At 60.8% G+C, this 25,320-nt stretch carries 25 protein-coding genes; 18 read left to right on the top strand and 7 right to left on the bottom strand.

All coding sequences use genetic code 11. The features are described 5' to 3' along the window. Positions 1–108: 108 nt before the first annotated feature. From ACYVOC_RS18650 to motA, 4 genes are all read right to left on the bottom strand, one after another. Positions 109–744 carry a protein phosphatase CheZ gene (locus tag ACYVOC_RS18650; protein WP_461162754.1) on the bottom strand — a complete coding sequence of 212 codons (636 nt, stop codon included), beginning with the start codon at positions 742–744 and terminating at the stop codon, positions 109–111. Between the two features lie 5 nt (positions 745–749). Further along, complete coding sequence (cheY, locus tag ACYVOC_RS18655; protein ID WP_116004911.1) at positions 750–1,136, bottom strand: chemotaxis response regulator CheY; 387 nt, start codon at positions 1,134–1,136, stop codon at positions 750–752. 66 nt (positions 1,137–1,202) lie between these two features. Next, positions 1,203–2,141: a flagellar motor protein MotB gene (motB, locus tag ACYVOC_RS18660; protein WP_116004910.1), complete on the bottom strand. Its 939-nt coding sequence runs from the start codon at positions 2,139–2,141 to the stop codon at positions 1,203–1,205. A gap of 12 nt (positions 2,142–2,153) precedes the next feature. Then, the gene (gene motA / locus ACYVOC_RS18665; protein WP_116004909.1) at positions 2,154–3,014 is read right to left on the bottom strand and encodes a flagellar motor stator protein MotA; all 861 of its coding nucleotides are present in this window, start codon (positions 3,012–3,014) and stop codon (positions 2,154–2,156) included. Between the two features lie 236 nt (positions 3,015–3,250). Between motA and rfbF the strand changes: the two genes are divergently transcribed. From rfbF to ACYVOC_RS18705, 8 genes are read left to right on the top strand one after another with little or no spacing between them, the layout of a single operon-like run. Further along, positions 3,251–4,021: a glucose-1-phosphate cytidylyltransferase gene (gene rfbF / locus ACYVOC_RS18670; RefSeq protein ID WP_461162755.1), complete on the top strand. Its 771-nt coding sequence runs from the start codon at positions 3,251–3,253 to the stop codon at positions 4,019–4,021. Positions 4,022–4,023: 2 nt separating this feature from the next. Continuing rightward, entirely contained in the window at positions 4,024–5,082 is a 1,059-nt protein-coding gene (gene rfbG / locus ACYVOC_RS18675; protein WP_461162783.1) for a CDP-glucose 4,6-dehydratase, read from the top strand. Continuing rightward, positions 5,079–5,639, top strand: coding sequence for a dTDP-4-dehydrorhamnose 3,5-epimerase family protein (locus tag ACYVOC_RS18680; RefSeq protein WP_461162756.1), 561 nt, complete (start codon positions 5,079–5,081; stop codon positions 5,637–5,639). Before rfbG ends, ACYVOC_RS18680 begins: the two co-directional genes overlap by 4 nt. After that, a complete protein-coding gene (locus tag ACYVOC_RS18685; protein ID WP_461162757.1) occupies positions 5,636–6,877 on the top strand; it encodes a class I SAM-dependent methyltransferase in 1,242 nt (413 codons plus the stop codon). Before ACYVOC_RS18680 ends, ACYVOC_RS18685 begins: the two co-directional genes overlap by 4 nt. Beyond that, positions 6,878–7,366 carry an acyltransferase gene (locus tag ACYVOC_RS18690; RefSeq protein WP_461162758.1) on the top strand — a complete coding sequence of 163 codons (489 nt, stop codon included), beginning with the start codon at positions 6,878–6,880 and terminating at the stop codon, positions 7,364–7,366. It abuts the gene before it with no gap. A gap of 5 nt (positions 7,367–7,371) precedes the next feature. Beyond that, entirely contained in the window at positions 7,372–8,184 is an 813-nt protein-coding gene (locus tag ACYVOC_RS18695; protein ID WP_461162759.1) for an NAD-dependent epimerase/dehydratase family protein, read from the top strand. Continuing rightward, positions 8,181–8,927 carry a class I SAM-dependent methyltransferase gene (locus ACYVOC_RS18700; RefSeq protein WP_461162760.1) on the top strand — a complete coding sequence of 249 codons (747 nt, stop codon included), beginning with the start codon at positions 8,181–8,183 and terminating at the stop codon, positions 8,925–8,927. Before ACYVOC_RS18695 ends, ACYVOC_RS18700 begins: the two co-directional genes overlap by 4 nt. Before the next feature lie 15 nt (positions 8,928–8,942). Beyond that, a complete protein-coding gene (locus ACYVOC_RS18705) occupies positions 8,943–9,722 on the top strand; it encodes a cephalosporin hydroxylase family protein (RefSeq protein ID WP_461162761.1) in 780 nt (259 codons plus the stop codon). 127 nt (positions 9,723–9,849) lie between these two features. On the opposite strand, the gene ACYVOC_RS18710 is transcribed toward ACYVOC_RS18705, so the two are convergent. Beyond that, positions 9,850–12,051 (bottom strand): O-linked N-acetylglucosamine transferase, SPINDLY family protein, encoded by a 2,202-nt coding sequence (locus ACYVOC_RS18710; protein ID WP_461162762.1) that lies wholly within the window; start codon positions 12,049–12,051, stop codon positions 9,850–9,852. 64 nt (positions 12,052–12,115) lie between these two features. Then, positions 12,116–13,618: a flagellin N-terminal helical domain-containing protein gene (locus ACYVOC_RS18715; RefSeq protein ID WP_461162763.1), complete on the bottom strand. Its 1,503-nt coding sequence runs from the start codon at positions 13,616–13,618 to the stop codon at positions 12,116–12,118. A gap of 321 nt (positions 13,619–13,939) precedes the next feature. Between ACYVOC_RS18715 and ACYVOC_RS18720 the strand changes: the two genes are divergently transcribed. The 4 genes from ACYVOC_RS18720 (at position 13,940) to ACYVOC_RS18735 (ending at position 17,874) form a co-directional block, all read left to right on the top strand. Further along, positions 13,940–15,451 carry a flagellin N-terminal helical domain-containing protein gene (locus ACYVOC_RS18720; protein WP_461162764.1) on the top strand — a complete coding sequence of 504 codons (1,512 nt, stop codon included), beginning with the start codon at positions 13,940–13,942 and terminating at the stop codon, positions 15,449–15,451. 195 nt (positions 15,452–15,646) lie between these two features. Next, the gene (gene fliD, locus ACYVOC_RS18725) at positions 15,647–17,056 is read left to right on the top strand and encodes a flagellar filament capping protein FliD (RefSeq protein ID WP_461162765.1); all 1,410 of its coding nucleotides are present in this window, start codon (positions 15,647–15,649) and stop codon (positions 17,054–17,056) included. A gap of 68 nt (positions 17,057–17,124) precedes the next feature. Further along, positions 17,125–17,574 (top strand): flagellar export chaperone FliS, encoded by a 450-nt coding sequence (gene fliS / locus ACYVOC_RS18730; RefSeq protein WP_461162766.1) that lies wholly within the window; start codon positions 17,125–17,127, stop codon positions 17,572–17,574. Between the two features lie 3 nt (positions 17,575–17,577). Beyond that, positions 17,578–17,874, top strand: a complete 297-nt coding sequence (locus ACYVOC_RS18735; RefSeq protein WP_461162767.1) for a flagellar protein FliT — start codon at positions 17,578–17,580, stop codon at positions 17,872–17,874. 164 nt (positions 17,875–18,038) lie between these two features. On the opposite strand, the gene fliE is transcribed toward ACYVOC_RS18735, so the two are convergent. Continuing rightward, positions 18,039–18,350 carry a flagellar hook-basal body complex protein FliE gene (gene fliE / locus ACYVOC_RS18740; RefSeq protein WP_461162768.1) on the bottom strand — a complete coding sequence of 104 codons (312 nt, stop codon included), beginning with the start codon at positions 18,348–18,350 and terminating at the stop codon, positions 18,039–18,041. A gap of 174 nt (positions 18,351–18,524) precedes the next feature. On the opposite strand from fliE, the gene fliF reads away from it, so the two are divergent. Genes fliF through ACYVOC_RS18770 form a run of 6 tightly spaced genes read left to right on the top strand, consistent with a single transcriptional unit; the run spans position 18,525 to position 25,182 of the window. After that, on the top strand, positions 18,525–20,204 hold the full coding sequence (fliF, locus tag ACYVOC_RS18745; RefSeq protein WP_461162769.1) for a flagellar basal-body MS-ring/collar protein FliF: 1,680 nt from the start codon (positions 18,525–18,527) through the stop codon (positions 20,202–20,204). A 27-nt stretch (positions 20,205–20,231) separates the two neighbouring features. Continuing rightward, positions 20,232–21,227 (top strand): flagellar motor switch protein FliG, encoded by a 996-nt coding sequence (gene fliG / locus ACYVOC_RS18750; protein ID WP_116004896.1) that lies wholly within the window; start codon positions 20,232–20,234, stop codon positions 21,225–21,227. Next, positions 21,208–21,942: a FliH/SctL family protein gene (locus tag ACYVOC_RS18755; protein WP_461162770.1), complete on the top strand. Its 735-nt coding sequence runs from the start codon at positions 21,208–21,210 to the stop codon at positions 21,940–21,942. Before fliG ends, ACYVOC_RS18755 begins: the two co-directional genes overlap by 20 nt. Beyond that, positions 21,926–23,329 (top strand): flagellar protein export ATPase FliI, encoded by a 1,404-nt coding sequence (fliI, locus tag ACYVOC_RS18760; protein WP_461162771.1) that lies wholly within the window; start codon positions 21,926–21,928, stop codon positions 23,327–23,329. The genes ACYVOC_RS18755 and fliI overlap by 17 nt, the downstream gene beginning before the upstream one ends. 21 nt (positions 23,330–23,350) lie before the next feature. Beyond that, complete coding sequence (gene fliJ, locus ACYVOC_RS18765) at positions 23,351–23,800, top strand: flagellar export protein FliJ (protein ID WP_461162772.1); 450 nt, start codon at positions 23,351–23,353, stop codon at positions 23,798–23,800. A 20-nt stretch (positions 23,801–23,820) separates the two neighbouring features. Continuing rightward, positions 23,821–25,182, top strand: coding sequence for a flagellar hook-length control protein FliK (locus ACYVOC_RS18770; protein ID WP_461162773.1), 1,362 nt, complete (start codon positions 23,821–23,823; stop codon positions 25,180–25,182). The last annotated feature ends 138 nt before the right edge of the window (positions 25,183–25,320 follow it).

Genomic DNA, 25,320 nt, shown 5'->3' on the forward strand with positions numbered 1-25,320 from the left:
TGTCGTGAGGGGGGCCGGAATCTAAAGCCCGATAAGCGGGCGCAGTCTGCGCTTATTCAGCCATGGTGGCGCTGCAGGCTTTGCCGCAAGAGCCACCATGGCCCGTGTTCAGAAACCCAGGCTGGCGAGCAGGTCGTCCACCTGGGACTGGTCTGTGACCACGTCGGTACTTTTCCCAGGATCGACCACCGGGCCGGACAGCGGTGCGCGGGTGGTCTCGATGGTCGGCGGCGGCACTGCATTGGGGGGCGCAGTTTGTATGACCAGTTGAACGAGCTGCTGCTCGATGGTTGCTGCCAGGGCTACCACGCGGGCAATCACCTGCCCGGTCAGATCGTGGAAATCCTGGGCCATCATAATTTCCGTGAGATGTTCATCGGAAATCTTGGTGATGTGCTCCACATCGGTCAAGAAATTCATGATCTCGCCCTTGGCCACTGCGGCCACCGGATCCTTGACCATGGACGCAATGGTCTGCCGCGACTGTTCGGCCAGAAAATCGTTTTGGGTTTTTGCCTGCTCGACGCGGGTCAGTACCTTTTCAGCGGCTTCACCCGTGAGGCGGGCAATGTAGGACAAGCGGCTTTGCGCGTCGGGCAGCTCGCCCATCGTGCCGCGCAATTGATCGGCATAGCCCAGCTCCTTCAGCGCATCATGGAGCTGGCGGGTCAATGCACCGATCTTGAGGTGAACATCGCCATCCGGCGCGGGCGGACTCTTTGAAAGGTGGTTGTCGGAATCCATGGCGCCTACAACCCTGCTTTCTTGATGATGAGAGTCACCTTTTCTTCCAGCGTCGCTTTGGTGAAGGGTTTGACGATGTAGCCTGCGGCGCCGCCCTGGGCTGCGGCAACGATGTCTTCCTTGCGTGCTTCGGCTGTCACCATGAGAACAGGCAGGTGCTTGAGCTTTTCGTCAGCCTTGATCTCGCCCAGAAGCTGGAATCCGTTCATGTTCGGCATGTTGATGTCAGTGACGACGAAATCAAACTTGCTGTTGCGCAATTTGTTCAAGGCAGCGACGCCGTCTTCAGCCTCGTCGGCCTCGGTAAACCCGCTTTCCTTGAGCAGGTTACGAACAATGCGCCGCATCGTGGAGAAGTCGTCAACGATCAGGAAGCGAAGGGCAGTGGCCACGTGGGACCCTTTCGGTCGGAAATTACAGTGTTGATTGTCAAGGATGTGAGCGAAGGTGACAAGTTGTTACCTTGCTTCGCCATCCGGGGGCATTTCGTTTTTTTCTTCCAGCAATTGTGCCGCAGGCAGGCCGGGAATGTTTTTTCCCAACAATCGTTCCTGTGCTTCGCGGGTAAGTACTGTGATGGTGATGCGTCGATTGGCGGGTGCGCGCGGGTTTTCGGTGTCGAGCAGGTCACTGGCAGCAAGCCCCACTACGCGCGCTAACTTGGCGTCGGGCATGCCGGCCGCCACCAGTTCACGGCGCGAGGCATTGGCGCGGTCGGCTGAGAGCTCCCAGTTGCTGTAGCCGCGCTCGCTGTTGCCGTAAGGGACAGCATCTGTGTGTCCCGACAGGCTGATGCTGTTTTCAACCCCGGCAAGGGCCGTGCCAATACCGCGCAGAATGTCACGCATATAGGGTTTGACCAGTGCGCTGCCGCTGTCGAACATGGGGCGGTTTTGCTCGTCCACGATCTGGATCTGCAGGCCATCGGGCGTCACATCCATCCGTATCTGTGAGCGGTATTCGTTGAGTATCGGACTGGCGGTGATGATGGCGTCAATCTTGGCCTGCAGCGCCTTGATGCGCTCTGCGTCCTGGCGCGCAATATCGGCACGCATTTGCTCTGCCGACATGCGGCGTTGTTTTTTCGTGTCGGCGTCAGAGCGGCGCACCTGTCCATGCACCTTGCTCAGGTCGTTGCCGCCACCGGGGATGACGCTGGAGCTGTTGCCCGCACCATCGCCACCCACCATAGCCACCTTCAGAGGTGCATTGAAGTAATCCGCAATACCTTGCAGTTCTCCCTTGGCGGTGGAGCCCAGCAGCCACATCAGCAGAAAAAAGGCCATCATGGCCGTCACGAAGTCGGCGTAAGCGATCTTCCAGGCACCGCCATGCACGGCATGGCCGCCTTTCTTGATGCGCTTAATGATGATGGGCTGGAGTTTCTTTTCTGCCATTGCGGCGCGTGCCTATTTTTTGCCCTTCACATGGCTCTCCAGCTCGGTGAAACTGGGGCGATCGCCTGAGAAAAGCACTTTACGGCCGAATTCAATCGCCGTGGCAGGGTTGTAGCCCTGCATGCTGGCCAGCAAGGTGGATTTGATGCACTGCAATTCTTTGGCTGCATCCTCGGTCTTTTGCTCGACCAAGCCGCCTAAAGGTTCCACTACGCCATAGGCCAGCAAAATACCCAGGAAGGTACCCACCAGAGCCGAGCCAATCATGCCGCCCAGCACCGATGGTGGCTGCCCCACGGAGCCCATGGTGTTGACCACCCCCAGCACGGCGGCAATGATGCCGAAGGCGGGCAGGGCACCGGCCAGGCGCGCCAGTGCTGCGACCGGAGCGTGGGCCTCTTGGTGGTGCGTTTCGATCTCGCTGTCCATCAATGCTTCAATTTCGTGTGAATTGAGATTGCCCGACACCATCATGCGCAAATAGTCGGTGGTGAATTCAATCACGTGGTGATCTGATCCTACGGTGGGGTATTTTTTGAAAATCTCGGACTCGTGCGGCGCCTCGACATCCTTTTCGATGGCCATCAGCCCTTCTTTGCGCGCCTTCTGCAAGATTTCATAAAGCATGGCCATAAGCTCCATGTACCGCGCTTTGGTGTACTTGGAGCTTTTGAGGGCCATAGGAATGGCTGCCATGGTGGCTTTGAGAACCTTGGGCTGGTTGTTGACCACGAAAGCGCCGAGGGCGCCCCCCAGAATGGTGACCGTCTCGAACGGTAGCGCCTTCAGGATCACGGCAATGTTGCCGCCGTGAAGGATGTACATCCCAAAGATGCAGCCGAAGGCGACGACGTAACCAATGATGACAAACATGCTTTATGAGGGTATGCGGCGGTTGAGCGGGTGTGCGCAGCGGGCCTGCACGGTTCAATTGTGCATTCCCTGGTTCCAAATGTATCGGATTACGACCAAATGAAGCTTTCAAGTAAAGCGAAAACGGCCTCTATCTTGAAGTATCAGGGCTCTCGTCAGCGCAATCCCGGCGATTGAGGGGGCATTGGGTGGGAATTCTTCTTTTTCAGCCAGTGATACTGAAATATGCTGTGCCCATGAAAGCTGTTCTGCTCGCGGGAGGGCTTGGTACCCGCATCTCCGAAGAGTCGCACCTGCGGCCCAAGCCCATGATCGAAGTGGGCGGGCGGCCCATTCTTTGGCACATCATGAAGATGTACGCCGCCCACGGCGTGAATGACTTCATCATCTGCCTGGGTTACCGTGGGTATGTCATCAAGGAGTATTTCGCCAACTACTTCCTGCATATGTCCGACGTGACCTTTGATATGGCCAGCAACCGCATGGAAGTGCACCACCGCCATGCCGAGCCCTGGCGCGTCACCCTGGTGGACACGGGCGAGAACACCATGACCGGCGGACGCCTGCGCCGGGTGCAGGAATATCTACCCGCCGGCGAGCCCTTCTGCTTTACCTATGGCGACGGCGTGGCCGACCTGGACATGGCAGCGCAGTTTGCCTTCCACCGCCAGCATGGCCGCCAGGCCACCGTCACCGCCGTGCAGCCGCCGGGGCGCTATGGCGCGCTGGTGCGCCATGGTGATGCCGTGACTGGCTTTGAAGAAAAACCGCGGGGCGACGGGGGCTGGATCAATGGCGGGTTTTTCGTTCTACAACCCGAGGTGATCGGCCATATCGCGGACGATGCCACGAGCTGGGAGATTGAGCCCATGGCCCGGCTGGCCCAGACCGACCAGTTGCGCGCCTTTGAGCACACCGGTTTCTGGCAACCCATGGACACCCTGCGTGAGAAGAACCTGCTGGAAGAACTGTGGCAGACAGGCCGCGCCCCCTGGAAATGCTGGTGAACATGTGTCCTGATCCCCACTTCTGGCGCGACAAACGCGTGTTGCTTACGGGCCACACTGGTTTCAAGGGTGTGTGGCTGGCGCTGTGGTTGCAGCGCCTGGGCGCGCATGTCACGGGCGTGGCGCTGGCGCCCGCCACCCAGCCCAACCTTTTTACGCTGGCCCAGGTGGAGCAAGGCACGGACAGCCATATTTGCGACGTGCGCAATGCCCAAGCCCTGGCCGACTGCGTACGTGCCGCCCGGCCCGAGATCGCGCTGCACTTGGCCGCGCAGGCTCTGGTGCGGCCTGGCTACGCAGCGCCGCTCGACACCTTTTCCACCAACGTCATGGGCACGGCACATCTGCTCGATGCCCTGCGCGGGCTGGCTGGCGTGCGCGTGGCCGTGGTGGTCACCACCGACAAGGTCTACCGCAACCGCGAATGGGCCTACCCCTACCGCGAGGACGACCCCCTGGGCGGGCACGACCCCTACAGCGCCAGCAAGGCCGCCACCGAGCTGGTCACGGCCAGCTACCGCGATTCCTTTCTGGCCGCGCAGGGCATCGCCGTGGCCACCGCGCGCGCGGGCAACGTGATCGGCGGCGGCGACTGGGCGCAAGATCGCCTGCTGCCCGACGCGGTGCGTGCCTGGGAAAAGGGCGCAACCTTGCACATCCGCCGCCCCCAGGCCACGCGCCCCTGGCAGCATGTGCTGGAGCCGCTGGCCGCCTACCTGCGTCTGGCCCAGCGCCTGTGGGAATCTCCCGCCTTGGCCGGTGCCTACAACTTTGGCCCGCTGCCCCACGAGGCGGCCACGGTCAAAAATGTCATTGAATTGGCCTCTACCGCCTATCCAGCAAGCGCTACCAGCTATGAAAACGAGAGCGAAGGACCGCACGAAGCCGGCTGGCTCGCGCTCGAAACCGCCCATGCCCGCCAGGTGCTGGGCGTGGCCCCGCACTGGTCGCTGAATACCGCTGTGGCCCGCACCATGAACTGGTACCGCCAGCAACACGGCGGCGCCGACGCTCGCGCGCTGTGCCTGGCCGACATCGACGCCTGGGAGGCGCGCCCATGAGCCGACTGGCCCTGGCGCCACTGCCGCTGGCTGGGCTTTTCCGTGTTCAGCGCCAGCCGCTGGTGGACGAGCGCGGCTTTTTTGCGCGCCTGTTCTGCGCCGAGGAATTAGCGGGCGCGGGCTGGACGGCGCCCATCGCCCAGATCAACCAGAGCTACACAGCCCTCCAAGGCGCCGTGCGTGGCATGCACTACCAAAAGCCGCCACACGCCGAGATGAAGCTGGTGACCTGCCTGCGCGGCGAGGTCTGGGACGTGGCCGTGGACCTGCGCCAGGGCTCTCCCACCTTTTTGCAGTGGCATGCCGAGCATTTATCCGCAGACAATGGCAACGCGCTGCTCATCCCCCCTGGTTTTGCCCACGGCTTCCAGGCGCTGACCGACCATGCCGAGCTGCTGTATTGCCACTCTGCGGCCTATGCGCCTGCCGCCGAAGTGGGCCTGAACCCGCTGGACCCGCGCCTGGCCGTGGCTTGGCCCCTGCCGGTGGGGCAAATGTCGCCCCGCGACGCAGGCCAGCCCGGGATGACCGAAGAATTCGAAGGAGTGCGCCTGTGAAGTGCCGACACTGCGGCAGCCCGCTGCAACTGCCGTTCCTGGACCTGGGCAGCGCGCCCCCGTCCAACGCCTACCTGAGCGAGGCCGCGTTGCGCGCGCCCGAAACCTGGTTCCCCCTGCGCCTCTTGGTGTGCGAAACCTGCTGGCTGGTGCAGACCGAAGACCACGCCGGGCGCGAGGCGCTGTTCACCGACGACTACGCGTATTTCAGTTCGTTCTCCTCGTCGTGGCTGGCCCATGCCCAGGCCTATGTCGAGGCGATGCGTGAGCGCCTGGGCCTCACCGCCGCCAGCCGCGTGGTCGAGGTCGCGTCCAACGACGGCTACCTGCTGCAGTATGTGCAGGCGGCTGGCATTCCATGCTATGGCGTGGAGCCCACGGCCAGCACGGCAGCGGCGGCCCGCGCCAAGGGCATAGCGGTGGTGGATCGCTTCTTTGGCGTGGCGCTGGCCGACGAGCTGGCCGCTGCCGACCGCCAGGCCGACCTGATTGCCGCCAACAATGTGCTGGCCCATGTGCCCGACATCAACGGCTTTGTGGGCGGCTTCACGCGACTGCTCAAGCCCCATGGCGTGGCCACCTTCGAGTTCCCGCACCTGCTGCGCATGGTGCAGGGGTGCCAGTTCGACACGGCCTACCACGAGCACTATTCCTATCTGTCGCTCACGGCGGTGCAGCGCATTTTTGCGGCCAATGGCCTCGTGGTGATTGACGTGCAAGAGCTGCCCACGCATGGCGGCAGCCTGCGCGTGTTTGCCGCCCGCGCCGACGCTCCCGGCCACCGTCAGGCCACGACCGAAGGCGCCGCCCGCGTGCAGCAACTGCTGGCCACCGAGGCAGCGGCGGGCATGCTGGGCGCAGGTTTCTATAGCGATTTCCAGGCCCAGGCCATACGGGTCAAGCGCGAGCTGCTCACCTTTTTATTGCAGTGCCAGGCCGCAGGCATCACCGTGGGCGCCTACGGCGCGGCGGCCAAAGGCAACACGGTGCTCAACTTTGCGGGCGTGCGGCCCGACCTGCTGCCCTATGTGGTGGACAAGAACCCGGCCAAGCAAGGGCAATACCTGCCCGGCAGCCACATCCCGGTGGTGAGCGAGGCGCACCTGCGCGCCCACAAGCCGCAGCGCATCCTGATCCTGCCCTGGAACCTGCGCAGCGAGGTGGCTGACCAACTCGACTACACGCGCAGCTGGGGCGCCCAGATGGTGGTGGCCGTGCCCCGGTTGGAGGTGTTCTAGGTGATCGAGCTGCACCCCACCGTCAAGGTCTCGCACCTGGCCGACATCGAAGACTCGGTACGCGGCACGCGCATCGTGGTGGGCGCGCATTCGGTGATCGACAGCTTCGTCAAGGTCAAGCCTGCGGGCGGCAGCGGCGACCTGGTGGTGGGCGAACATGTGGTCATCAACGCGGGCTGCGTGCTCTACACCGGCAACGGCATCCACATCGGTAATTACGTGGCGATTGCCGCTAACTGCACCTTTGCGCCGGTCAACCATGCCTATGCCGACCGCAGCCGCTTGATCCGCGAGCAGGGCTTTCTGCCCAGCAAGGGCGGCATCGTGATCGAGGACGACGTGTGGATCGGCGCAAACTGCGTGCTGCTTGATGGCGCCGTGCTGCGGCGCGGCTGCGTAGTGGGGGCGGGCTCCATCGTGCGGGGTGAGCTTCAAGCGTACACAGTGTATGCCGGGCAGCCGCTGGCGGCTGTAGGGGAGCGCCGGTGACGGATGTGCACTTCACCGTGCTGGGCGCTTCGGGTTATGTCGGTAGTCACTTGGTCGCGTATTTGCGTTCCTGCGGATACGCGGTCTGGGCCCCGGCCAAGGGGGATACCGAGATATTCGCCCGACCTTTGGGTCGGGTTTTCTACTGCGTTGGTCTCACGGCAGACTTTCGAACGCGACCGTTTGAAACCGTAGAGGCCCACATCGGCTTTCTGGCTGATGTATTGCAACGGGCACAATTCGACGCACTGCTCTACCTATCGTCCACCCGTGTGTACATGGGTGGGATCAGCACCCACGAGGATGCGCCTTTGACAGTGCGTCCCGCAGATCCCTCGTATTTGTACAACCTGAGCAAACTTGCGGGGGAGAGCCTATGCCATGCCTGTAATAAACAGGGTGTGCGTGTGGTGCGTCTTTCGAATGTGGTTGGATCGGGCATGGAATCCCAAAGTGGTAATTTCATTGCATCGTTGCTGAGCGAAGCACGCACCGGAAAAATATTGCTGCGCAGTGATCTGGAGAGTGCAAAGGACTATATCCATATAGACGATGTGGTGAAAGGTCTGCTGCTTGTTTCTCTGAATGGTTCTGCTGGTATTTATAATCTGGCAAGCGGCGAAAATACAACCCATAAGCATTGGATGGCCTGGATGAGGCAATACCAGGGCTGCTCTTTTTCGGTTGAATTGAATGCGCCGTTACAATATTTTCCAGTGATCGATGTGGGTCGGCTGCAGAAAGATATAGGTTTTTATGCGCGTACTGTGTTGAATTCCGGTGAAATATCGATAAAAAAGCAACGAGAGAATATATGACAAATCATTTGACATCGCAGTTTTTTGGTCTGAAAGATCCTGCTGGATTCATTCAGGGGGTGCAGCAGGCTGTGGATAGCATGGCTCTCCAGGATGGCATTTATACTGGTGATAATCTTTTTACCTATAACAGAAATCTTGGGTTTCTGGACGACAAGCCCTTCATGGACGCATTTTTGAACCATGCAACAACAGCGGTTGAACAGGCCGTTTTGTGGCGAATGTCCACCGTTCTTTGGGGTTTTCGAAATGGCTTGAAACTAGAGGGTGACTTTGTGGAGTGTGCCTGTTATAAAGGTACAACGGCAAGAATTATCTGTGATGCCGTTGATTTTTCAAAATATATCGATCGACATTATTATCTGTATGATTTGTTTGATCATGATCCTTCTTTGCCACACCATGCAATGCCAGAGCACAGCAAGGAGCTGTATGCTTCGGTGAAAAAAAGATTTGATTCATTTGCGAATGTGACGGTCACTCAGGGCAAGGTGCCTGATATTCTTTCGGCGATTTCCCCGAAGAAAATCGCTTTTATGCATCTGGATATGAATAATGCCGATGCGGAAATTGGTGCGTTGGAGGGGCTGTTTGATCGCATGGTGCCTGGAGCCGTGCTGATTCTGGATGACTATGGGTGGCTCGGGTATCGTGCGCAGAAACTTGCGGAGGATCCCTGGTTTGAAAAGCGTGGCTATCGTGTGCTAGAACTGCCTACGGGACAGGGATTGCTCATTAAATAGTGAACGGAGACTGATATGAACCCTGTCGATCAATTCCAGCAAGAGCGTCTTTCACGCGTACATGCTTATGGTTCAGACATTGCCTTCCAGGCCCTGTCCCGTGACTGGCTTCGTGAGTCCATGCGGCGGCAGTACGTCTACAACTTCGACTGGATGGGCCGACCTATCATCCAGTACCCGCAGGACATGGTGGCCATGCAGGAGCTGGTGTGGCGCGTGCGGCCGGACCTCATCATCGAGACCGGCATTGCACATGGCGGCTCGCTGGTGCTCAGCGCCTCGCTGCTGGCCCTGCTCGACATGAGTGACGCCATCGAGGCGGGCACCACGCTCGACCCGCGCGTCTCGCGCCGCAAAGTGCTCGGTGTGGACATCGACATCCGCGCCCACAACCGCGCCGCCATTGAATCCCACCCCATGGCCAGCCGCATCGCCATGATCCAGGGCTCCGCCGTTGCATCAGATGTAGTGCAGCAGGTGCACGACTTTGCCCAGGGCTACCAGCGGGTGTTGGTATGCCTCGATTCCATGCACACGCACGACCATGTGCTGGGCGAGCTCGACGCCTACGCACCGCTGGTCACCCCTGGCAGCTATTGTGTGGTGTTCGACACCTTCGTGGAAGACATGCCGCCCAGGTTCTTTGCCGACCGCCCCTGGGACGTGGGCAACAACCCCAAGACCGCCGTGCACCAGTGGCTGGCCGGGCACGCCGAGTTCGAGGTCGATACCGAAATGGAACGGTGCCTGCAAGTGACGGTCGCGCCGCATGGGTTTTTGCGGCGCAAGGAGTGATGGGCCAGCCCTGGCCATAAAAAATAGATAAAAATAGTTTCTAGCGCTTGGCGGTTAAGCACTGGCAGCTATTTAATTTATAGCGACTGTGTGGACAGGGCGCATCTGCTGCCGTGGCGCCCTGGCGTCAGGTGGTTGCATCGGAGCCCAGGCCCATCGCCTGCGTGGCATGTTGCAGATAAGTCACTGCAAATTCCGTGTGGCCATGGGCGTGCTCTACCTCGGCCAGGCAGGCCAGGGCTAGCGGATCGTGGGGTGCAGCGCTGAGCACGGTTTCTGCCAGTTCGGTTACGGCGATCCAGTGGCTGTCCGTGATCTGCATCCCCACAGCGTCTTTGAGTGAAGGAGGCGGGGCGGTCTTGGCTTTTTCCACCAGGTTCTGCAAGCGCTGGTGGGCTTGCTGCAGGCCGACCCGTTGGCCAGGCTCCAGGCCCACACCCGGCACGGGGGGGTGGCTCCATTCTTCGGGCAACTGGGGCAGCCAGTCCTGGATCGCCTGTGTCTGGGCTTCGGGTGCGTTGGGGTGCTGCATGCGGGCAGCCCATTGCAGCCACATGGCACGCAGCCCTTCTCCCATGCTGTGGTTGAAAAGATCCTCGCGCATCAGCGCAGAAGACTCCATGGCATCGCGCAGACCCAGGCGCAAGGTGTTGAGGGCCTGTACATCGGCCGCCAGACCCTGGGCGATGCGCACATAGTCCTCTGGTGTCTCGGCCAGCCATTCGGCGCGGTCCAGGCAGTGGAGGATGCCTGTGCCCATGCGGCTCTTGAAGCTTGCGCCGACCATGGAGACGATGGGCACGCCCATCCAGAGCACGTCAAAGGTGGTGGTGCCCCCGGTGAGCGGAAACGGGTCGAGTGCGATGTCGATGAGGTGGTAGGTGAGGTATTGGTTTGTGCGATCCAGCCCCACCAGTTCAAGGCGATCCGTGTCTATCCCCAGCGACTGGCAGCGTGCGCGGTAGCTTTTGGCAAATTCCTCGTTGCCAAGGTTTTTGCCTTCGATCAGCAGGTGCGACCCTGGCACCGTGCGCAGCACTTCGCCCCAAAGCGCCAGCACTTCGTCGGTGATTTTTCCCAGGTTGTTGCACGATCCAAACGTGATGTGCCCCGTGGCCAGCGCCGGAGTGGGGCGCACCGCATAGGCGGGTTGGTAGCGCCAAAGCGGGTTGCGCAGCATGGGCCGGTAGCAGCAAAAAAAGGTCGGCAGTCGGTAGAGTTGCTCTGAGTACTGGTCTTGCGCGTCGGCGGGGTCGGTCACCTCGTCGGTGAACCGGTAATCCATGGCGGTCAGCCCCGTGGTGGCCGGATAGCCCAGCCAGGACACCTGGATAGGCGCAGGTTTGCTGGCCAGGGCCAGCAAAGCGTTGTGGCCTGTGTGGCCTGCCAGGTCGATAACGATGTCGATGTCCTGCGCCCGAATGGCAGCCGCCTGTTGGGCGGGCGTGCACTGGGTGAGGTGGATGAAATGGTCGACATGGCGCTGTACGCGCTCAGTCACGGTATCGCCGCGTGGGTATAGGAAAAACGCGAACACTTCAAATTGCCTGCGGTCGAGCTGGGCCAGCAGGCCCTCGACAAAATACATTACCGCGTGGTCGCGCAGATCGGGGGATACAAAGCCGATTTTCAGGCGCCGCCACGGGGAACGGTCGCGTTCTGTAAAGGCAGGCCAGTGCTTGCGCTGGGGCGCCTCGAACACGGCGGCGAACTGGCAGGCCGTCTGGTGCAGGTCGTGGGCGTCACGCTGTGGATCGGCCAGCATGAACAGCAATTTGTTGGTGTAGTTGCCGACGTTGTGCGGCTGCAGCGCGATGGCGGTGTCGCAGTCTTGCACGGCTTCGCGCACTTGACCCAGTTCGCGCCGCTGGATGGCGCTTTGCATCAGCGCGGCCACGCGCTCTTCATCGTTGCGGGCCAGGGCCGCAGCCTTCTGGCTAGCGCGAAATCCTTCGTCGTGCCGGTTCAGAAAATAACAGCACTGTGACAGTTTGATCCAGCACACGACCTGCGCAGGCCGCAGTTCGCATACCTTTTGCAGTAGCGGCAAGGCGTCGCTGTAAAGGGCCTGCTCTACGTAAAGGTTGCCAAAATTGATCAGCAGCTCCGGGTCATCGGGCCATTGTGCAAGCGCCTGACGGAACACCTTGACCGCGTCTTCGGTCTGGCGCTGTTGTGTCAGTGCATAGCCCAGTAGCCGGTGCGCCGCCAGGTTGCGGCTGTTTTTGCGCAGGGCCTGTCTACAAAGCCGGTTCAGAAGAGGCCAGTCGGATGCGGACAGGGCGGCCTGCAGGCGGGCTGATTCCTGGTCGGTCTTGGACGTGTTCACGGTGGCGGTATCTTGAGAAGTGAGTCTGTTTTAGTCAACCGCCGCCGCCCTGGCGTGCTGATGCTTATTTCAGCAGTGCCAGAACGCCTTGCGGTATCTGGTTGGCCTGCGCCACCATGGCGGTACCGGCCTGCTGCAGGATCTGGGCGCGCGAGAGATTGGCGGTTTCTGCGGCAAAGTCTGCGTCCAGGATACGCGAGCGCGAAGCCGTAAGGTTTTCAGAGGTGATGTTCAGGCTGGCGATCGATGTTTCAAAGCGCGACTGCAAAGCGCCGAGCTTGGCGCGTTCGCCACTGATGAAGCTCAGTGCCGAGTCCACGGTCTTGAGTGCGTCGGTTGCCTTGTTGAAGGATGTCACATCCAGATCTGACACCTTGCGCAACGTGGAAGCCGTCACGCCCGTGGCGCCCAGGGCGGTGGTTGTGGTGGCATTGGCACTATAGGACTTGTCGGAATCAAGGGTGATGTAGCCACCGGTTACCACGGCATCCGCCTCTGTACCATTGGCCAGCGCCTGTGCGGTGCCCACCGTGGCGGGCGCACCAGCAGCGTCACGAGACATTTTTTGAACAGTGGCGACGCCACCGTTTGTTGCCCCACCGTCGCCCACCAGAATATTGTTGCCCGTATTGTTGCTCAGGATCACGCCGGTGCCCGTGCTGTTGAGCTGGGCAATGATGCCCGTCTTGGATGATTTTTCGTTGATGGCGGAAACTGCGCTTGACAGGCCATCGGCGCCAGAAATCGCACTGATCGAGAACGAAACTGTTTCGTTGGTGCTGTTGTCCGAACGCAGGGTCAGGCTGTAAGCGCCGGCCGTGCCAAAGGTCACTTGTGCCTCAGTGCGGGCCGTGGCGGTCACGCCCGTGCTTTGCGTCTGCAGGTTGATAGCGTCGGCCGTGATTTTGGCCGTATCGTTATCCACGACCGTGATGTTCTTGCTGCCCAGCGAGCCGTTGATGGCCAGCGTGCCGCCCACCACACCATTGGTGCCGAAAGCCGTGGCCTGCGTGCTGGCGGCCTGGGCTGTTGCACCTGAGCCGACCACCTGGTTGTTGCCGTACTGGTTGGTGCGTAGGTTGGCCGTGGCGGCCACAATGGTCTGGTTGGCGTTGGCACCCACCTGGAACTGCTGCGTACCGAAGGTGCCGTCGAGCAGCTTGGCGCCGTTGAATTCGGTGGTTTGCGAGATGCGGTCGAGCTCGGAGACGAGCTGCGTCACTTCCTGCTGCAGCGCCTGGCGGTCGCCCGGGCTGTTGGAGGCATTGGCCGACTGCACCGCCAGTTCACGCACCCGCTGTAGGATGTCGCCCGCAGCCTTCATGGCCCCTTCCGCCACCTGGGCCAGGGAAATTCCGTCATTGGCATTGCGCGCTGCCTGGTTCAAACCGCGGATCTGGCTGGTGAAGCGTTCGGAAATGGCCAAACCAGCGGCATCGTCTTTGGCGCTGTTGATGCGCAGACCAGAGGAAAGGCGCTGAATCGAGGTGTTGAGCGAGGCCTGGCTCATGCCCAGATTGCGCTGTGCGGTGAGTGAACTGACGTTGGTGTTGATCGTGGCGGCCATGGAGGGGCTCCTTGAGGCTGAAAATAAACATCTGCGCCGGTTGGAAAAACACCGTCCGGCAGACACGACGGGAACGATGGGCTCATTGTGGGCAAGGTCTTATGCCTGCAGTGGGTGGATAAGCGCTGGAAAAACCGAACTACTTGCAAGTTCATGCCTAAAGTTTTCCGCGCACCGTCCGAAAACAATTGCAACGGGAGGTAAACGCCCGCCGTTCACCAGAAGGCCATGGAGGCGCTGTGAACTGTTTGGCCAGGTGGATTCGCCTGGCGACCCTTGGCGGCAACGCCATATTCAGTCAGTTCTTTATTGGAGATCGTCATGGCAGCTACCATCAATACCAACGTCGCATCGCTTACTGCCCAGCGCAATCTGGGCATGAGCCAAACTTCGCTCAATACCTCGATTCAGCGCCTTTCCTCTGGTCTGCGCATCAACAGCGCCAAAGACGATGCCGCTGGTTTGGCCATTTCCGAACGCTTCACCAGCCAGATCCGCGGTTTGAACCAGGCCGTGCGCAACGCGGGTGATGGCATCTCGTTGGCACAAACGGCAGAAGGCGCGCTCAAGGCGTCCGGCGACATCCTGCAACGGGTGCGTGAACTGGCGGTGCAGTCGGCCAACGCCTCCAACAGCGCAGGCGACCGCCAGGCGCTGCAGCAGGAAGTCTCGCAACTCGTCTCCGAGCTCGACCGCATCTCGCAAACCACCGAATTCAACGGCGCCAAGCTGCTCGACGGCACCTTCGGTACGCAGCAGTTCCAGGTGGGTGCCAACGCCAACCAGACCATTGTGGCCGCTACAGGCAACCTGCGCACCAACCAGTACGGCAACAACCAAGTCGTGGGTTCTGGTGCAGCAGCCCAGGCCGCCAGTTCGCAGGCTACTGCTTTCAATACCAATGGCGTGGTGGGTGGCACGCTGGCCATCAACGGCTCGCTGGGCAGCAAAAATATTACAGTGACAGCCAACGACTCGGCCAAGATCACGGCCGATGCCATCAACCTGCAGACGCAAAGCACGGGCGTGACCGCCACGGCGCGCAGCGAAGCACAGGTGACCTTTGGCACAGCCGGTGCTTACAGCCTGACCCTGCGTTCGGACAACAGCACCAACGAAACGGTTTCGTTCTCGATCAGTGCGACCACCGGTGCCGATGGCCTGTCGAACGCGGTGTCTGCGATCAATGAAAAATCGTCCAAAACGGGTATTGTGGCGCAGCTCAACAGTGCGGGTACAGGCATCGTCCTGAGCAATACCTCGGGCAACAACATCCTGGTGGGCGATGGTGGTGCGGTCAATGCAGGGGTGACCACAGTGCAAAAGCTGGCACGTGATACGACGGGTGCCGTCATCACGGCGGGTGGTACGCAGGCGCTGGACAACACAACAGCCGCCAGTTCTAATGATGCCGTGGTCACGGGCGGCTACATCACTCTGGATTCCGATAAGTCCTACAGTACCAACGCCACCACCACGACCGCATTGGGCGCTACGGGCGTGACGGCTTCCACGCTGCGCAAGGTGTCAGACCTTGATGTAACTTCCTTCAACAATGCGACTGATGCGCTCAAGACCGTGGACTCGGCCCTGGGCTTTATCAACGGTGAGCGAGCCAAGCTGGGTGCTCTGCAGTCGCGTTTCGAAACGTCGATCAACAACCTGCAAGTGACGTCGGAGAATCTGTCTTCCTCGCGCAGCCGTATTCTGGACGCCGACTTTGCTGCAGAAACCGCCAACCTGTCCCGCGCCCAGATTCTGCAGCAGGCCGGTACCGCCATGGTGGCGCAGGCCAACCAGCTGCCGCAGGGTGTTCTGGCTCTGCTGCGCTGATCAATCGGTGCAATGCGAGGCGCAGTGCGCCTCGCTCGGAAGCCAGGCGGCGGCAGTCACACTGCCGCCGCCCTTTGGCTTTCTGGCCTGCATTCGCCAGGGCCGCAGGAACTGGCGGGTTTACGGGTGTGAATACAGCGGTTCACGCGGCGCGTTTGGCGACATAATTTCCGCTGCATTTGAAAGGGGTTTGGTATGGCAACGATTTCATCGCCCGGTATCGGCAGTGGTCTGGACGTCAAGTCGATCGTCAAGCAGCTCGTTGACATTGAAAGGCAGCCACTGGACAAGCTCAAGCTCCAGGCCGCCACGGTGCAGACCAAGATTTCGGCTTTTGGCCAGATCAAATCCCTGGTGTCCACCCTGGCGGATGCCGTCGGCAAGCTGACCAGCGTGACCGGCTGGAATGCTGTGTCCGCCACGTCGTCCAACAATGCTGCCGTTTCGGCCAGCGCGGTGGGGGGTACCCTGCCCACCACTTTCAGCGTGGAGGTGCAGGGTTTGGCCAAGGCGCAGGCCACGGCTTCGGCCAGTCTGCTCCCGGTGGGCGGAGCCTTGGGGGCGGGCACCTTGCGGCTGGAGCTAGGACAGTGGAGCGTATCCCCAGCTTCTTTCACGCCGGGTGCCGGTATGCCGGTGGACATCGACATTACGGCCACAGACACGGTGATGGATGTGGCCAGCAAGATCAACGGGGCCAATGCCGGCGTGACGGCCACGGTGCTCAGTGATGCGTCGGGTCAGCGCTTGCTGCTGCGCAGCAAGAACACCGGTGAAGAAGCCGGGTTTCGCCTGAGCGTGACCGACACCGATGGCGTGAATGACGATGTTAGCGGGCTCTCGCGCCTGGTCGCGGGCAGCACGGTCACCCAGGCGGGGCTGAATGCGCGCGCCACAGTCAATGGTCTGCCCGTGACATCGGCCACCAATACCTTTGCCAATACCGTGTCGGGGGTGACCTTCAAGGCGGAGGCGGAAACTACGGCGGCGGTGGATATCACCGTGGCCAAGGACAATAGCGCGTTGACCAAGAATATTGATGACTTTGTGGCTGCGTACAACGCCATCAACGAGCTGCTCAGCGATGCCACCAAGTATGACGGTACGACGAAGAAGGCCGGGCTGTTTCAGGGGGATTCGACAGCCATTGGCCTGCAAAATGCCTTGCGCAGCGCTGTGCAGTCCATTTCCACGGCTTCTTCGGCCTTCCAGCGGCTCGCTGATGTGGGGATTACGCAGCAACTTGGCGGTAATCTGGCTGTCGATTCGTCCAAGTTGGCCAAGGCGCTAGAAAAACCCGATGAAGTCAAGAACATGTTCCGCAGCACCGAGTCGGGTTCGGCCCAGGGGATTGCGGTCAAGATCAAGGCGTTGACGACCAGCCTGTTGTCCACCGATGGTTTCTTCAAGGCCAAGGATGCCACCCTGCAGCTCAGCCTGGACCGCAACGCCAAGGATCAAGGCCGTGTCGCCGAGCGTGCGCAGGCCGTTGAGGTGCAGTTGAACCGGCGCTATAGCGCGCTCGATACCCAGCTCGCTAGCCTCAATGCGCTCAATGCTTACATTGGTCAGCAGGTGACGGCCTGGAACAAGTCGAAGGAATGAGGGAAGGGCGCTACAGTTTTGTTCTGAAGCGCCGATAAATCACTTATCTCTCTGCAAGGAAGCCCAGCATGTTCAGCGCCCACTCTCCCCGCGCAGCCAATGCGTACCAGCGCATCAATGTTGAAACCAGCATGCACACCATCGACCAGCACCAGCTCGTCAGTCTGTTGTTGCAGGGCACTATCAGTGCCATTGCCACAGCACGCGGCGCACTGGCACGGGGCGATGTTTTGCTCAAGTGCAATTCGGTCGCCAAGGCAATTCGCATTATTGATGAGGGGTTGAACACTGCGCTCGATCGCGATGAGGGCGGTGAACTGGCTGTCAATCTTGGCAATCTGTATGACTACTGCATGCGTCGTTTGATTTTGGCCAATGCGCGCAATGACGATGCCATGTTGCTCGAAGTGCAGCGCCTGATCGAGCCCGTAGCCCAGGGGTGGAGTGAAATCCGCAAGCCGACGGGCAGTACCGACGAGGTGGCCAATTCGGCGCGCGCTGCGCTGCAGGAGGCTTGACCCATGTCCACCCTGATCGATTATTACAAAGCCATCGAAGACAGCAGCTGCAAGATGCTGGAAGCCGCCCAAGCCCGGGATTGGGATGGTGTGGTGCGCTACGAAGGGGCCTGTGCCGTGCTGATCGAAGAGCTGCGCTACAAGGCCCAAGAGCATGAGTTGCTGCCCGAGCAGCGCAAGGAAAAAACGGTGATCATGCAGCGCATCCTGCGCAACGATGCGCAGATTCGCTGCCTGGCCGAGCCGTGGCTGGCGCAGTTTGAACATATGTTTGAAGGCCAGCCGCAGATGATGCACTGAGAGTGGTGCCCAAAAACGAAGCCCCGCATAGCGGGGCTTCGTTTTTGATGCTATTGTTTTGTGAGCTTTTGGCGCTTGATTTAATTGAAATCTAGGGGTTTTTGTATTTGAATTGCTTGTCTATCAAGCGCGGGTAGCTCTTTTTTAGATAGCAGTTTTGCGGTTTACACCTGCATGTTCATGATGTCGGTATAAGCCTGCACCATGCGATTGCGCACATGCATGGTGGCCTGGAAGCCGATTTGCGCTTTCTGGATGGCCACCATGGTTTCTTCCAGGCTGACCGAGGGGTTTTCCAGCTGCACTTCCTTCTGCAGGTTGGCGGAGTTGTTTTGCGCCGCACTGACCGATTGCAGTGCGCCCTTGAGGGCGCCTGAGAAGCCTGCGTCTTTGGTTTCAATGGAAGGTGCTGCGGCACGGCGCGCCAGGCCGACGCCCGCCAGCGGGGCGGGAGAGCTTGAAATGCGAAGATCCATGGCAGTGTCCGGTGGGAATGGGGGATGGCGCAATCCTAGTGGGGGATGGGGGCGATCATCCGGGGGAATTGATGGTCAAATGCGCGGCTTATCCAGCGAACATGGTGGGGTGCGCGCCCGAATAATCGACACCACGCCAGGATCGTCGCCGGGCCTGCCATACTGGAAAGCAAGATGTCCGCAGTTGTCGAAGCTCCCTTGACCCCCCCCGCTAGCCCCACGTGGCTGCAGCGGCTGTCCGCCCTGGATCGGGCGCAGCGCATGCGGCTGGGTGTGGGTGTGGTGCTGCTGGTCGCCGCTGCCCTGGCCGCGGTGGTGCTGGGGCGCCAGCCCGACTATCGGGTGCTTTTCTCGAATTTGTCGGACAAGGATGGCGGCGCTATCGTGGCGCAGCTGTCTCAAATGAATGTGCCCTACAAGCACGCTGACGGTGGCGGTGCAATTCTGGTTCCTTCGGACCGGGTGCACGATGTGCGCCTGCGCTTGGCCTCCCAGGGGTTGCCCAAGGGATCGATTTCAGGCTTTGAGCTGATGGAAGCCAATCGCTTTGGCATGACGCAGTTCCAGGAGCGGCTCAATTTTCAGCGGGGTCTGGAAGGCGAGCTGACGCGGTCCATCCAGGCGCTGTCATCGGTACAAAGTGCGCGTGTGCACTTGGCACTGCCCAATCAAAACGGGTTTTTCCGTGAACAGCAGAAGCCCTCGGCCTCCATCCTGGTCAGTCTGTACCCCGGCCGTTTTCTCGACCGCGCACAGTTGGCAGGTATCGTGCACCTGGTGGCTTCCAGTGTTTCTGAACTGGCACCTTCGGCTGTCAGCGTGCTGGATGACACGGGTAAGTTGTTGTCGCAATCGCCCGATGGCGGCGCGAGCAACGGTGTCGATGCGCAGCAGTTGCAATATGTTCAGCAGATCGAGCAGCAGTACACCCGCCGGATCATGGATATTCTGGAGCCGGTGGTGGGCCGCGACAATGTCAAGGCGCAGGTTACGGCGGAGCTGGATTTCAGTCAGACCGAATCTACCTCGGAGCAATACCGGCCCAATCAAACGCCGGATGCTGCTGCTATCCGCAGTCAGCAGGTGCTTGAAAACAAAGAAACCGCCAGTGCACAAGTCGGCGGTGTGGCGGGGGCCGTGGCGAACCAGCCCCCTGCTCCATCGGCGGCGCCCATCAATGGCGCCAACCCGGCACCTGCGGCGGCGGGTCAGCTGGGAAGTGAAAAGGGCGTCGCCAAACGTGAATCCACCACCAACTACGAGGTGGACAAGACCGTGCGTGTGGTGCGGGGCAACAATTGGGCTGTCAAGCGCGTGAGCGCCGCCGTGGTGGTCAACTACCAGTCGGCGGAAGAAAAAGGCAAGGCCGTTACCAAAGCGCTGACCCCGGAGCAGATGGAGCAGATGACGGCGCTGGTGCGCGAGACCATCGGTTTCAATAAAGAGCGGGGCGACTCGGTCAACCTGATGAATGCGCAATTCCGCATGGATGCGCCCGCTGCCGACAATACTCCGCTGTGGAAGCAGCCTGAGACCATTGAGTTGGCACGCAGCTTTGCCTGGCCTGTGGGCATGTCCTTGTTTGCCGCGCTGGTTCTGCTGGGCCTGGTGCGCCCTGCACTCAAAACGCTCGGCAAACCGCGCGCCATTCCGATGGCCGGTGCCCAGCTCGATGCGCTGGAGGCCGAGACCATGCAGCGCCCGGCGCTGCCCGCACCGGCCAGAGATGGCGAGCCCCAGCCAGTGACGCCAGAGCAGCAGCGGCTGGAAGACGCACGTGCGTTGGTGCGCCAAAATCCGATGGCAGTGGCCAATATTGTGAAAAACTGGGTCAACGGCGATATCGGCGGGTGACCCGCAGACTGAACGGCAAGAAGCACCATGGACGATCAGGGTCTCAACGACGCCGCGATTTTTTTGATGTCTCTTGGCGAGGAGGAAGCCGCCGAGGTATTCAAGCATCTGTCACCTAAAGAAGTGCAGAAGCTGGGGGAGACCATTGCCCATATGCGCAGCGTGTCCCGCGAAAAGGTGGACGAAGTCGTCAGCAAGTTTTCTAACGCTGCGGCGGCACAAAGCCTGTTGGTGTCGGATACCGGCAACTACGTGCGTGCGGTGCTCAGGCGGGCGCTGGGCGATGACAAAGCAGGTTTGCTGATTGACCGCATTCTGCAGGGTGGCGATGTTTCGGGCATCGAAAGCCTGAAATGGATGGATCCGCTCTCTGTAGCAGAGCTGCTGCGCAATGAGCATCCACAAATCGTGGCAGCAATTCTTGTACACCTGGACCACGAGCAATCTGCCGGGGTGCTCATGCAGTTTACGGATCGCCAGCGCAGCGAAATTTTGCTGCGCGTTGCCACGCTGGAGGGCATTCAGCCCACGGCGCTCAAGGATCTCAACGAGGTGCTCTTCAAGGTGCTGGCGGGCGGCGACAAGATTCGCAAGGCGTCGCTCGGTGGCGTGAAGGCTGCGGCCGAGATCATCAACATGCTGACCTCGAACGTCGATGCGGTCGTGCTGGAGTCGATCCGCAGTCACGACCCTGACCTGGCCCAGAAGATCATGGACAAGATGTTTGTGTTCGACGACGTAGCCAAGCTCGACGACCGTGCCATCCAGACGGTGCTCAAAGAAATTGCATCGGAGACCCTCATCGTCGCGCTCAAAGGTGCGGTGCCCGAGTTGCGCGAGCGCTTCCTGTCGAACATGTCGACCCGCGCGGCCGAAGCCCTGCGCGAAGATTTGGAGTCGCGCGGACCCATGCGCCTGTCCGAGGTGGAGGCGCAACAGAAGGAAATTCTGAAGACCGTTCGGCGTTTGTCGGATGAAGGCCAGATCGTGATTGGAGGCAGTGGTGACGACGCATTCGTCTAAAAACCGTCTCTATGCCCGCTTTATTCCGAGCGAGGAAGTGGGCGATGTGACCCAGTGGCATTTTGGTGCCGTCGATGGCACCGATGCCGTTGTGGAAGTGCCCGAGGCAGAGGCCCAGGTCGAAGTGGATGTGGAATTGGAAGAGGCTGCACGGCAGGAGTTGCTGGAGCAGGCCTGCGCAGAAGCGTTTGCAAAGGGTCAGGAGCAAGGCTCCGCCCAAGCTGCGCTGCAGTGGCAACAGCGCCTGGATGACTACATCGCAGGGCAAGGCCTGGAGGCGGCCCAGCGGCTCGATGCGCTGGTGCAAACCCTGCAGGCGCGCTCGCAAGACCTGCAGCAGAACATGGCGCAGGAGGTGCTGGAGCTGTCTTGCGAGATTGCGCGCCAGGTGGTTCGGCAGGAACTGCGCTGCAACCCGCTGGTGCTCAAGCCCGTCGTACAGGAAGCGTTGGGCATGCTGGTCGCCGATGGGCGCCCTGCAACCGTGCGGCTGCATCCGCAAGACCATGCCCTGGTGGCCGACGCCTTGGCGCAGCAACTGGCAGCGACATCCGTGCAGTGGGTGGCCGATGCCGCCGTTCCACCGGGCGGCTGTGTTGCAGAGCAGGCCGGCATGGTGGTCGATGGCACGCTGGAAAAGCGTTGGCAGCGTGCTATCGCCCCCCTGGGCCTGGCGTCAGTCTGGGAGGAAAGCGCGCATGACGACGACCACTGACACGACATCGCCCTGGTCGCGCTACCTGGCCGATGCGCAGCGCAGCGTTTCGCAGCCACATGCCCTGGAGACATACGGGACACTGACGCGGCTCACAGGATTGGTGCTGGAAGCGGTGGGTATCCGCGTTCCTGTGGGATCGCAGTGCCTGGTGCAGCAGGCTGGCCATGATCCGGTGTTGGCTGAAGTGGTCGGTTTTTCGGGGGATCGTGCGTTCCTGATGCCTGCAGGCGATATCCATGGTCTCTCCAACGGGGCCAGCGTGGTGCCCACGGTGCCGTATGCACCGGTACCCCGTCTGGACGATGCAGGTGTCTGGCGTGCGCACAACCGGGTTGGTAGCTTGCGTGTGCCCATAGGCGAGGGCTTGCTGGGGCGCGTGGTCGATGCCCAGGGAATTCCTCTGGACCATGGCGGCCCCTTGCAGGATGTTGTGGCTGAGGCCATGGACCGGCGGCAAATCAATGCCATGGATCGCGACCCGGTGCGCGAACCCATGGATACGGGTGTGCGCGCCATTAATGCCCTGCTGACCGTGGGGCGTGGGCAGCGGCTGGGCCTTTTTGCCGGATCAGGCGTGGGTAAAAGCGTGTTGCTGGGCATGATGGCGCGCTACACGCAGGCCGATGTGATTGTGGTGGGTTTGATTGGTGAACGGGGCCGCGAAGTCAAAGAATTTGTCGAAGACATTCTGGGTGCCCAGGACCGTGGCCGTGCCGTAGTGGTGGCCGCACCGGCCGATGCCCCGCCGCTTTTGCGCATGCAGGGTGCCGCTTATGCCACGGCGGTGGCCGAGCATTTTCGTGACAAGGGCAAGCATGTCTTGCTGCTGATGGATTCCCTCACCCGGTATGCAATGGCCCAGCGTGAAATTGCCTTGGCCATCGGCGAGCCGCCTGCCACCAAAGGCTATCCGCCATCGTGCTTTGCCAAGTTGCCCCAGCTGGTAGAGCGCAGTGGTAATGGCCTGCATGGCGTGGGCTCCATTACCGCTTTTTATACCGTGCTGTCTGAAGGCGACGACCAGCAAGATCCCATTGCCGACGCTGCGCGGGCCATTCTGGATGGGCATATCGTGTTGTCCCGGGCGTTGGCCGAGACGGGGCATTTTCCGGCCATTGATATTGAGCAATCGGCCTCTCGGGTCATGCACAACGTGGTTTCGCGAGAGCATTTTGAGGTGGCACGACAGTTTCGTGCCATCTATTCACGCTACCAGAAGAGCCGTGATCTGGTGCAAGTGGGGGCCTATATGAGTGGCTCTGACCCCTTGCTGGATGAGGCGATCCGCCTGCAGCCCGCCATGGTCGGGTTTTTGCAGCAAGACATGTTTGAAGCCGCGACATTGCAAGAGAGTTGCAACGCCATGGCCGATGTGCTGAGTTGATGGCAAAGGGGGGTGCACGCAATGGCAACTTCCAATGCACTGTCCGTCGCTGTCGAAATGGCAGTGCGCCAGCGGGACGAGGCTCGCCGGGTTCTGCAGGATGCGTGCAGCGCCCGCCAGGCGGCTCAAGACCAGTTGAGCCAGCTCGAAGGCTACGCGCGGGAGACGCAAAACCGTTGGGGTATGCGCCCGGATGCCGTAGTGATGCCGGAAGTGATGCACCACCATTACCACTTTATGGACCGGCTGGACCATGCCGCAGGTTTGCAGACGGGCGTGGTGGGGGATCAAACTGAACGGGTGGATGTGGCGCAGCAGGCGCTGCTGGCCACAGAGCTACGGCTGGCCAGTTTGCAGAAGCTGGTGGAAAAGCGCCATAGAGAAGCCTTGCAAGCCCAGGCACGACGTGAGCAGAAACAAACCGACGAGCGCGCTGCAATGCAGTTGCGCAAAACGTTCAATGGCTCTTGAGGGGCCGGGAGCAAAGCACCATGGAACAGGCACGTATCACCACTCAACAACCCAGCCAGGGACACCAGGCTGTGCGAGGCAAACAGGCGAATCAGTCGCGCGATCCTTCGGGCCAGGCGCAAGACAGCGCCAATGGGGGGTTCCTTTCTCTGTTGGCGGCTTTGGGTGACAGCGTTTCACTGGACGGCACGATGCTCCAGGACGGCAGCCTGGTGCCGGATGAAAAGGGGGCCGTGGCGACGGACGGGGCTGGCCAGAATGGAGCTATTGCATGGCCCTGGATGTCGGCACAAGCCTTAATGCCGGTGGATGCAAATGCGGCCTCTCGCCTTCCGCTGGCGCCGTCAGCAGGGTCCCCCTTGTCATCGACCGAAGCATTACAGGACGGCGTTCTGGGAGGTGCGAGTGGTTTTCGAGCGACATCGGCGCTGGGAAGCCTCGGCAGTTTGGAGACTCTGCCGCAGAATGGTTTGGTTGCCCAGACGGCGCTGCTGGATTCTGCGGTGAAGAGCCGTGAAGGAGAACTAGAGAGCGACGGCATGGACGCGCTGCAGGCAGCGGTTGCGGGCGGAGTGCGCCGCGCACCTTCGCGTGCAAGCGGTGGTCTGGTCTCGGTGGGTGGTTTGTCCGCCATGACCGGCGCCCAGGGCGCGCAAGCGTTGAAGAGTCTGGGGGGCGCGAAAGATCCGAACGTGATGCAGGCCGTGCAAGCGGCGGCGGGGCAGAGTTCGGCTGCTGAACACCGTGGTGGTGCCGCGCAGTCCCGGGAGGGAGTGCGGTTTATGGACCAAGACCCCGCCACGTCTCTGGCGCCGCCCGCCACCTTTGTGCCGGGTTTCTCGGAAGCGGGAGGGCGTTTCACACAGCACAATGGCGATCAGAATGGCTCTGCCACACCAGGTTTTGGTGCCCCTGGGGCCAACGCAGAATCCCAGGGGGCGCCGTCGGCCGATATCGCAGTCGTCGATACAGGCATGGCAGGAGCTGAAGACGCTGTGGCAGAACAGGTGGCCTTCTGGGTGCACCAGAATATTCAGAATGCGGAAATGACCATACAGCACGATGGCCAACCCGTGGAGGTGAGTGTGTCACTGTCCGGCAATGAGGCCCGTGTGGCATTCGGCAGCGATCAGGCGGAGACACGAAGCCTGTTGGATGACAGCGTGGCCCAGTTGCGGGAGATGCTGCGCCAGGAGGGGTTGTCGCTGTCCGGGGTGACCGTGGGAGAGTCTGGCCAACGGCAGGCTTCCGAAGAGTCGGGTCGCAACAATCAGCAGGGCGGGCCCAGGCAGACAGTGGTTGAAGTGTCTGCCGCGCCACAGACGCAGCTGAGCCCCAAAGCGGGGTACCAGACCGATCGTTCGATCGATATCTTCGTTTGATCAGGCATTTGCCTTGCGCGCGAGTGGCAAGCGTTGCGCAACCCACGGGAATGCCATGGTTTTGCTCTTTTATTCTGGCTATTATGGGCCGGTGTGCGCCCAATAATGGGCCATGTGCAAAGGTCGGGCGTTCATGCC

The sequence above is a fragment of the Simplicispira piscis genome, assembly GCF_054783455.1.

Bases quoted from the DNA above. Each gene is read 5' to 3' on its own strand.
- ACYVOC_RS18650 (WP_461162754.1), bottom strand. From the start codon at position 744: ATGGATTCCGACAACCACCTTTCAAAGAGTCCGCCCGCGCCGGATGGC.
- motB (WP_116004910.1), bottom strand. From the start codon at position 2,141: ATGGCAGAAAAGAAACTCCAGCCCATCATCATTAAGCGCATCAAGAAA.
- motA (WP_116004909.1), bottom strand. From the start codon at position 3,014: ATGTTTGTCATCATTGGTTACGTCGTCGCCTTCGGCTGCATCTTTGGG.
- rfbF (WP_461162755.1), top strand. From the start codon at position 3,251: ATGAAAGCTGTTCTGCTCGCGGGAGGGCTTGGTACCCGCATCTCCGAA.
- rfbG (WP_461162783.1), top strand. From the start codon at position 4,024: ATGTGTCCTGATCCCCACTTCTGGCGCGACAAACGCGTGTTGCTTACG.
- ACYVOC_RS18680 (WP_461162756.1), top strand. From the start codon at position 5,079: ATGAGCCGACTGGCCCTGGCGCCACTGCCGCTGGCTGGGCTTTTCCGT.
- ACYVOC_RS18700 (WP_461162760.1), top strand. From the start codon at position 8,181: ATGACAAATCATTTGACATCGCAGTTTTTTGGTCTGAAAGATCCTGCT.
- ACYVOC_RS18705 (WP_461162761.1), top strand. From the start codon at position 8,943: ATGAACCCTGTCGATCAATTCCAGCAAGAGCGTCTTTCACGCGTACAT.
- ACYVOC_RS18715 (WP_461162763.1), bottom strand. From the start codon at position 13,618: ATGGCCGCCACGATCAACACCAACGTCAGTTCACTCACCGCACAGCGC.
- ACYVOC_RS18720 (WP_461162764.1), top strand. From the start codon at position 13,940: ATGGCAGCTACCATCAATACCAACGTCGCATCGCTTACTGCCCAGCGC.
- fliD (WP_461162765.1), top strand. From the start codon at position 15,647: ATGGCAACGATTTCATCGCCCGGTATCGGCAGTGGTCTGGACGTCAAG.
- fliS (WP_461162766.1), top strand. From the start codon at position 17,125: ATGTTCAGCGCCCACTCTCCCCGCGCAGCCAATGCGTACCAGCGCATC.
- ACYVOC_RS18735 (WP_461162767.1), top strand. From the start codon at position 17,578: ATGTCCACCCTGATCGATTATTACAAAGCCATCGAAGACAGCAGCTGC.
- fliE (WP_461162768.1), bottom strand. From the start codon at position 18,350: ATGGATCTTCGCATTTCAAGCTCTCCCGCCCCGCTGGCGGGCGTCGGC.
- fliF (WP_461162769.1), top strand. From the start codon at position 18,525: ATGTCCGCAGTTGTCGAAGCTCCCTTGACCCCCCCCGCTAGCCCCACG.
- fliG (WP_116004896.1), top strand. From the start codon at position 20,232: ATGGACGATCAGGGTCTCAACGACGCCGCGATTTTTTTGATGTCTCTT.
- fliI (WP_461162771.1), top strand. From the start codon at position 21,926: ATGACGACGACCACTGACACGACATCGCCCTGGTCGCGCTACCTGGCC.
- fliJ (WP_461162772.1), top strand. From the start codon at position 23,351: ATGGCAACTTCCAATGCACTGTCCGTCGCTGTCGAAATGGCAGTGCGC.
- ACYVOC_RS18770 (WP_461162773.1), top strand. From the start codon at position 23,821: ATGGAACAGGCACGTATCACCACTCAACAACCCAGCCAGGGACACCAG.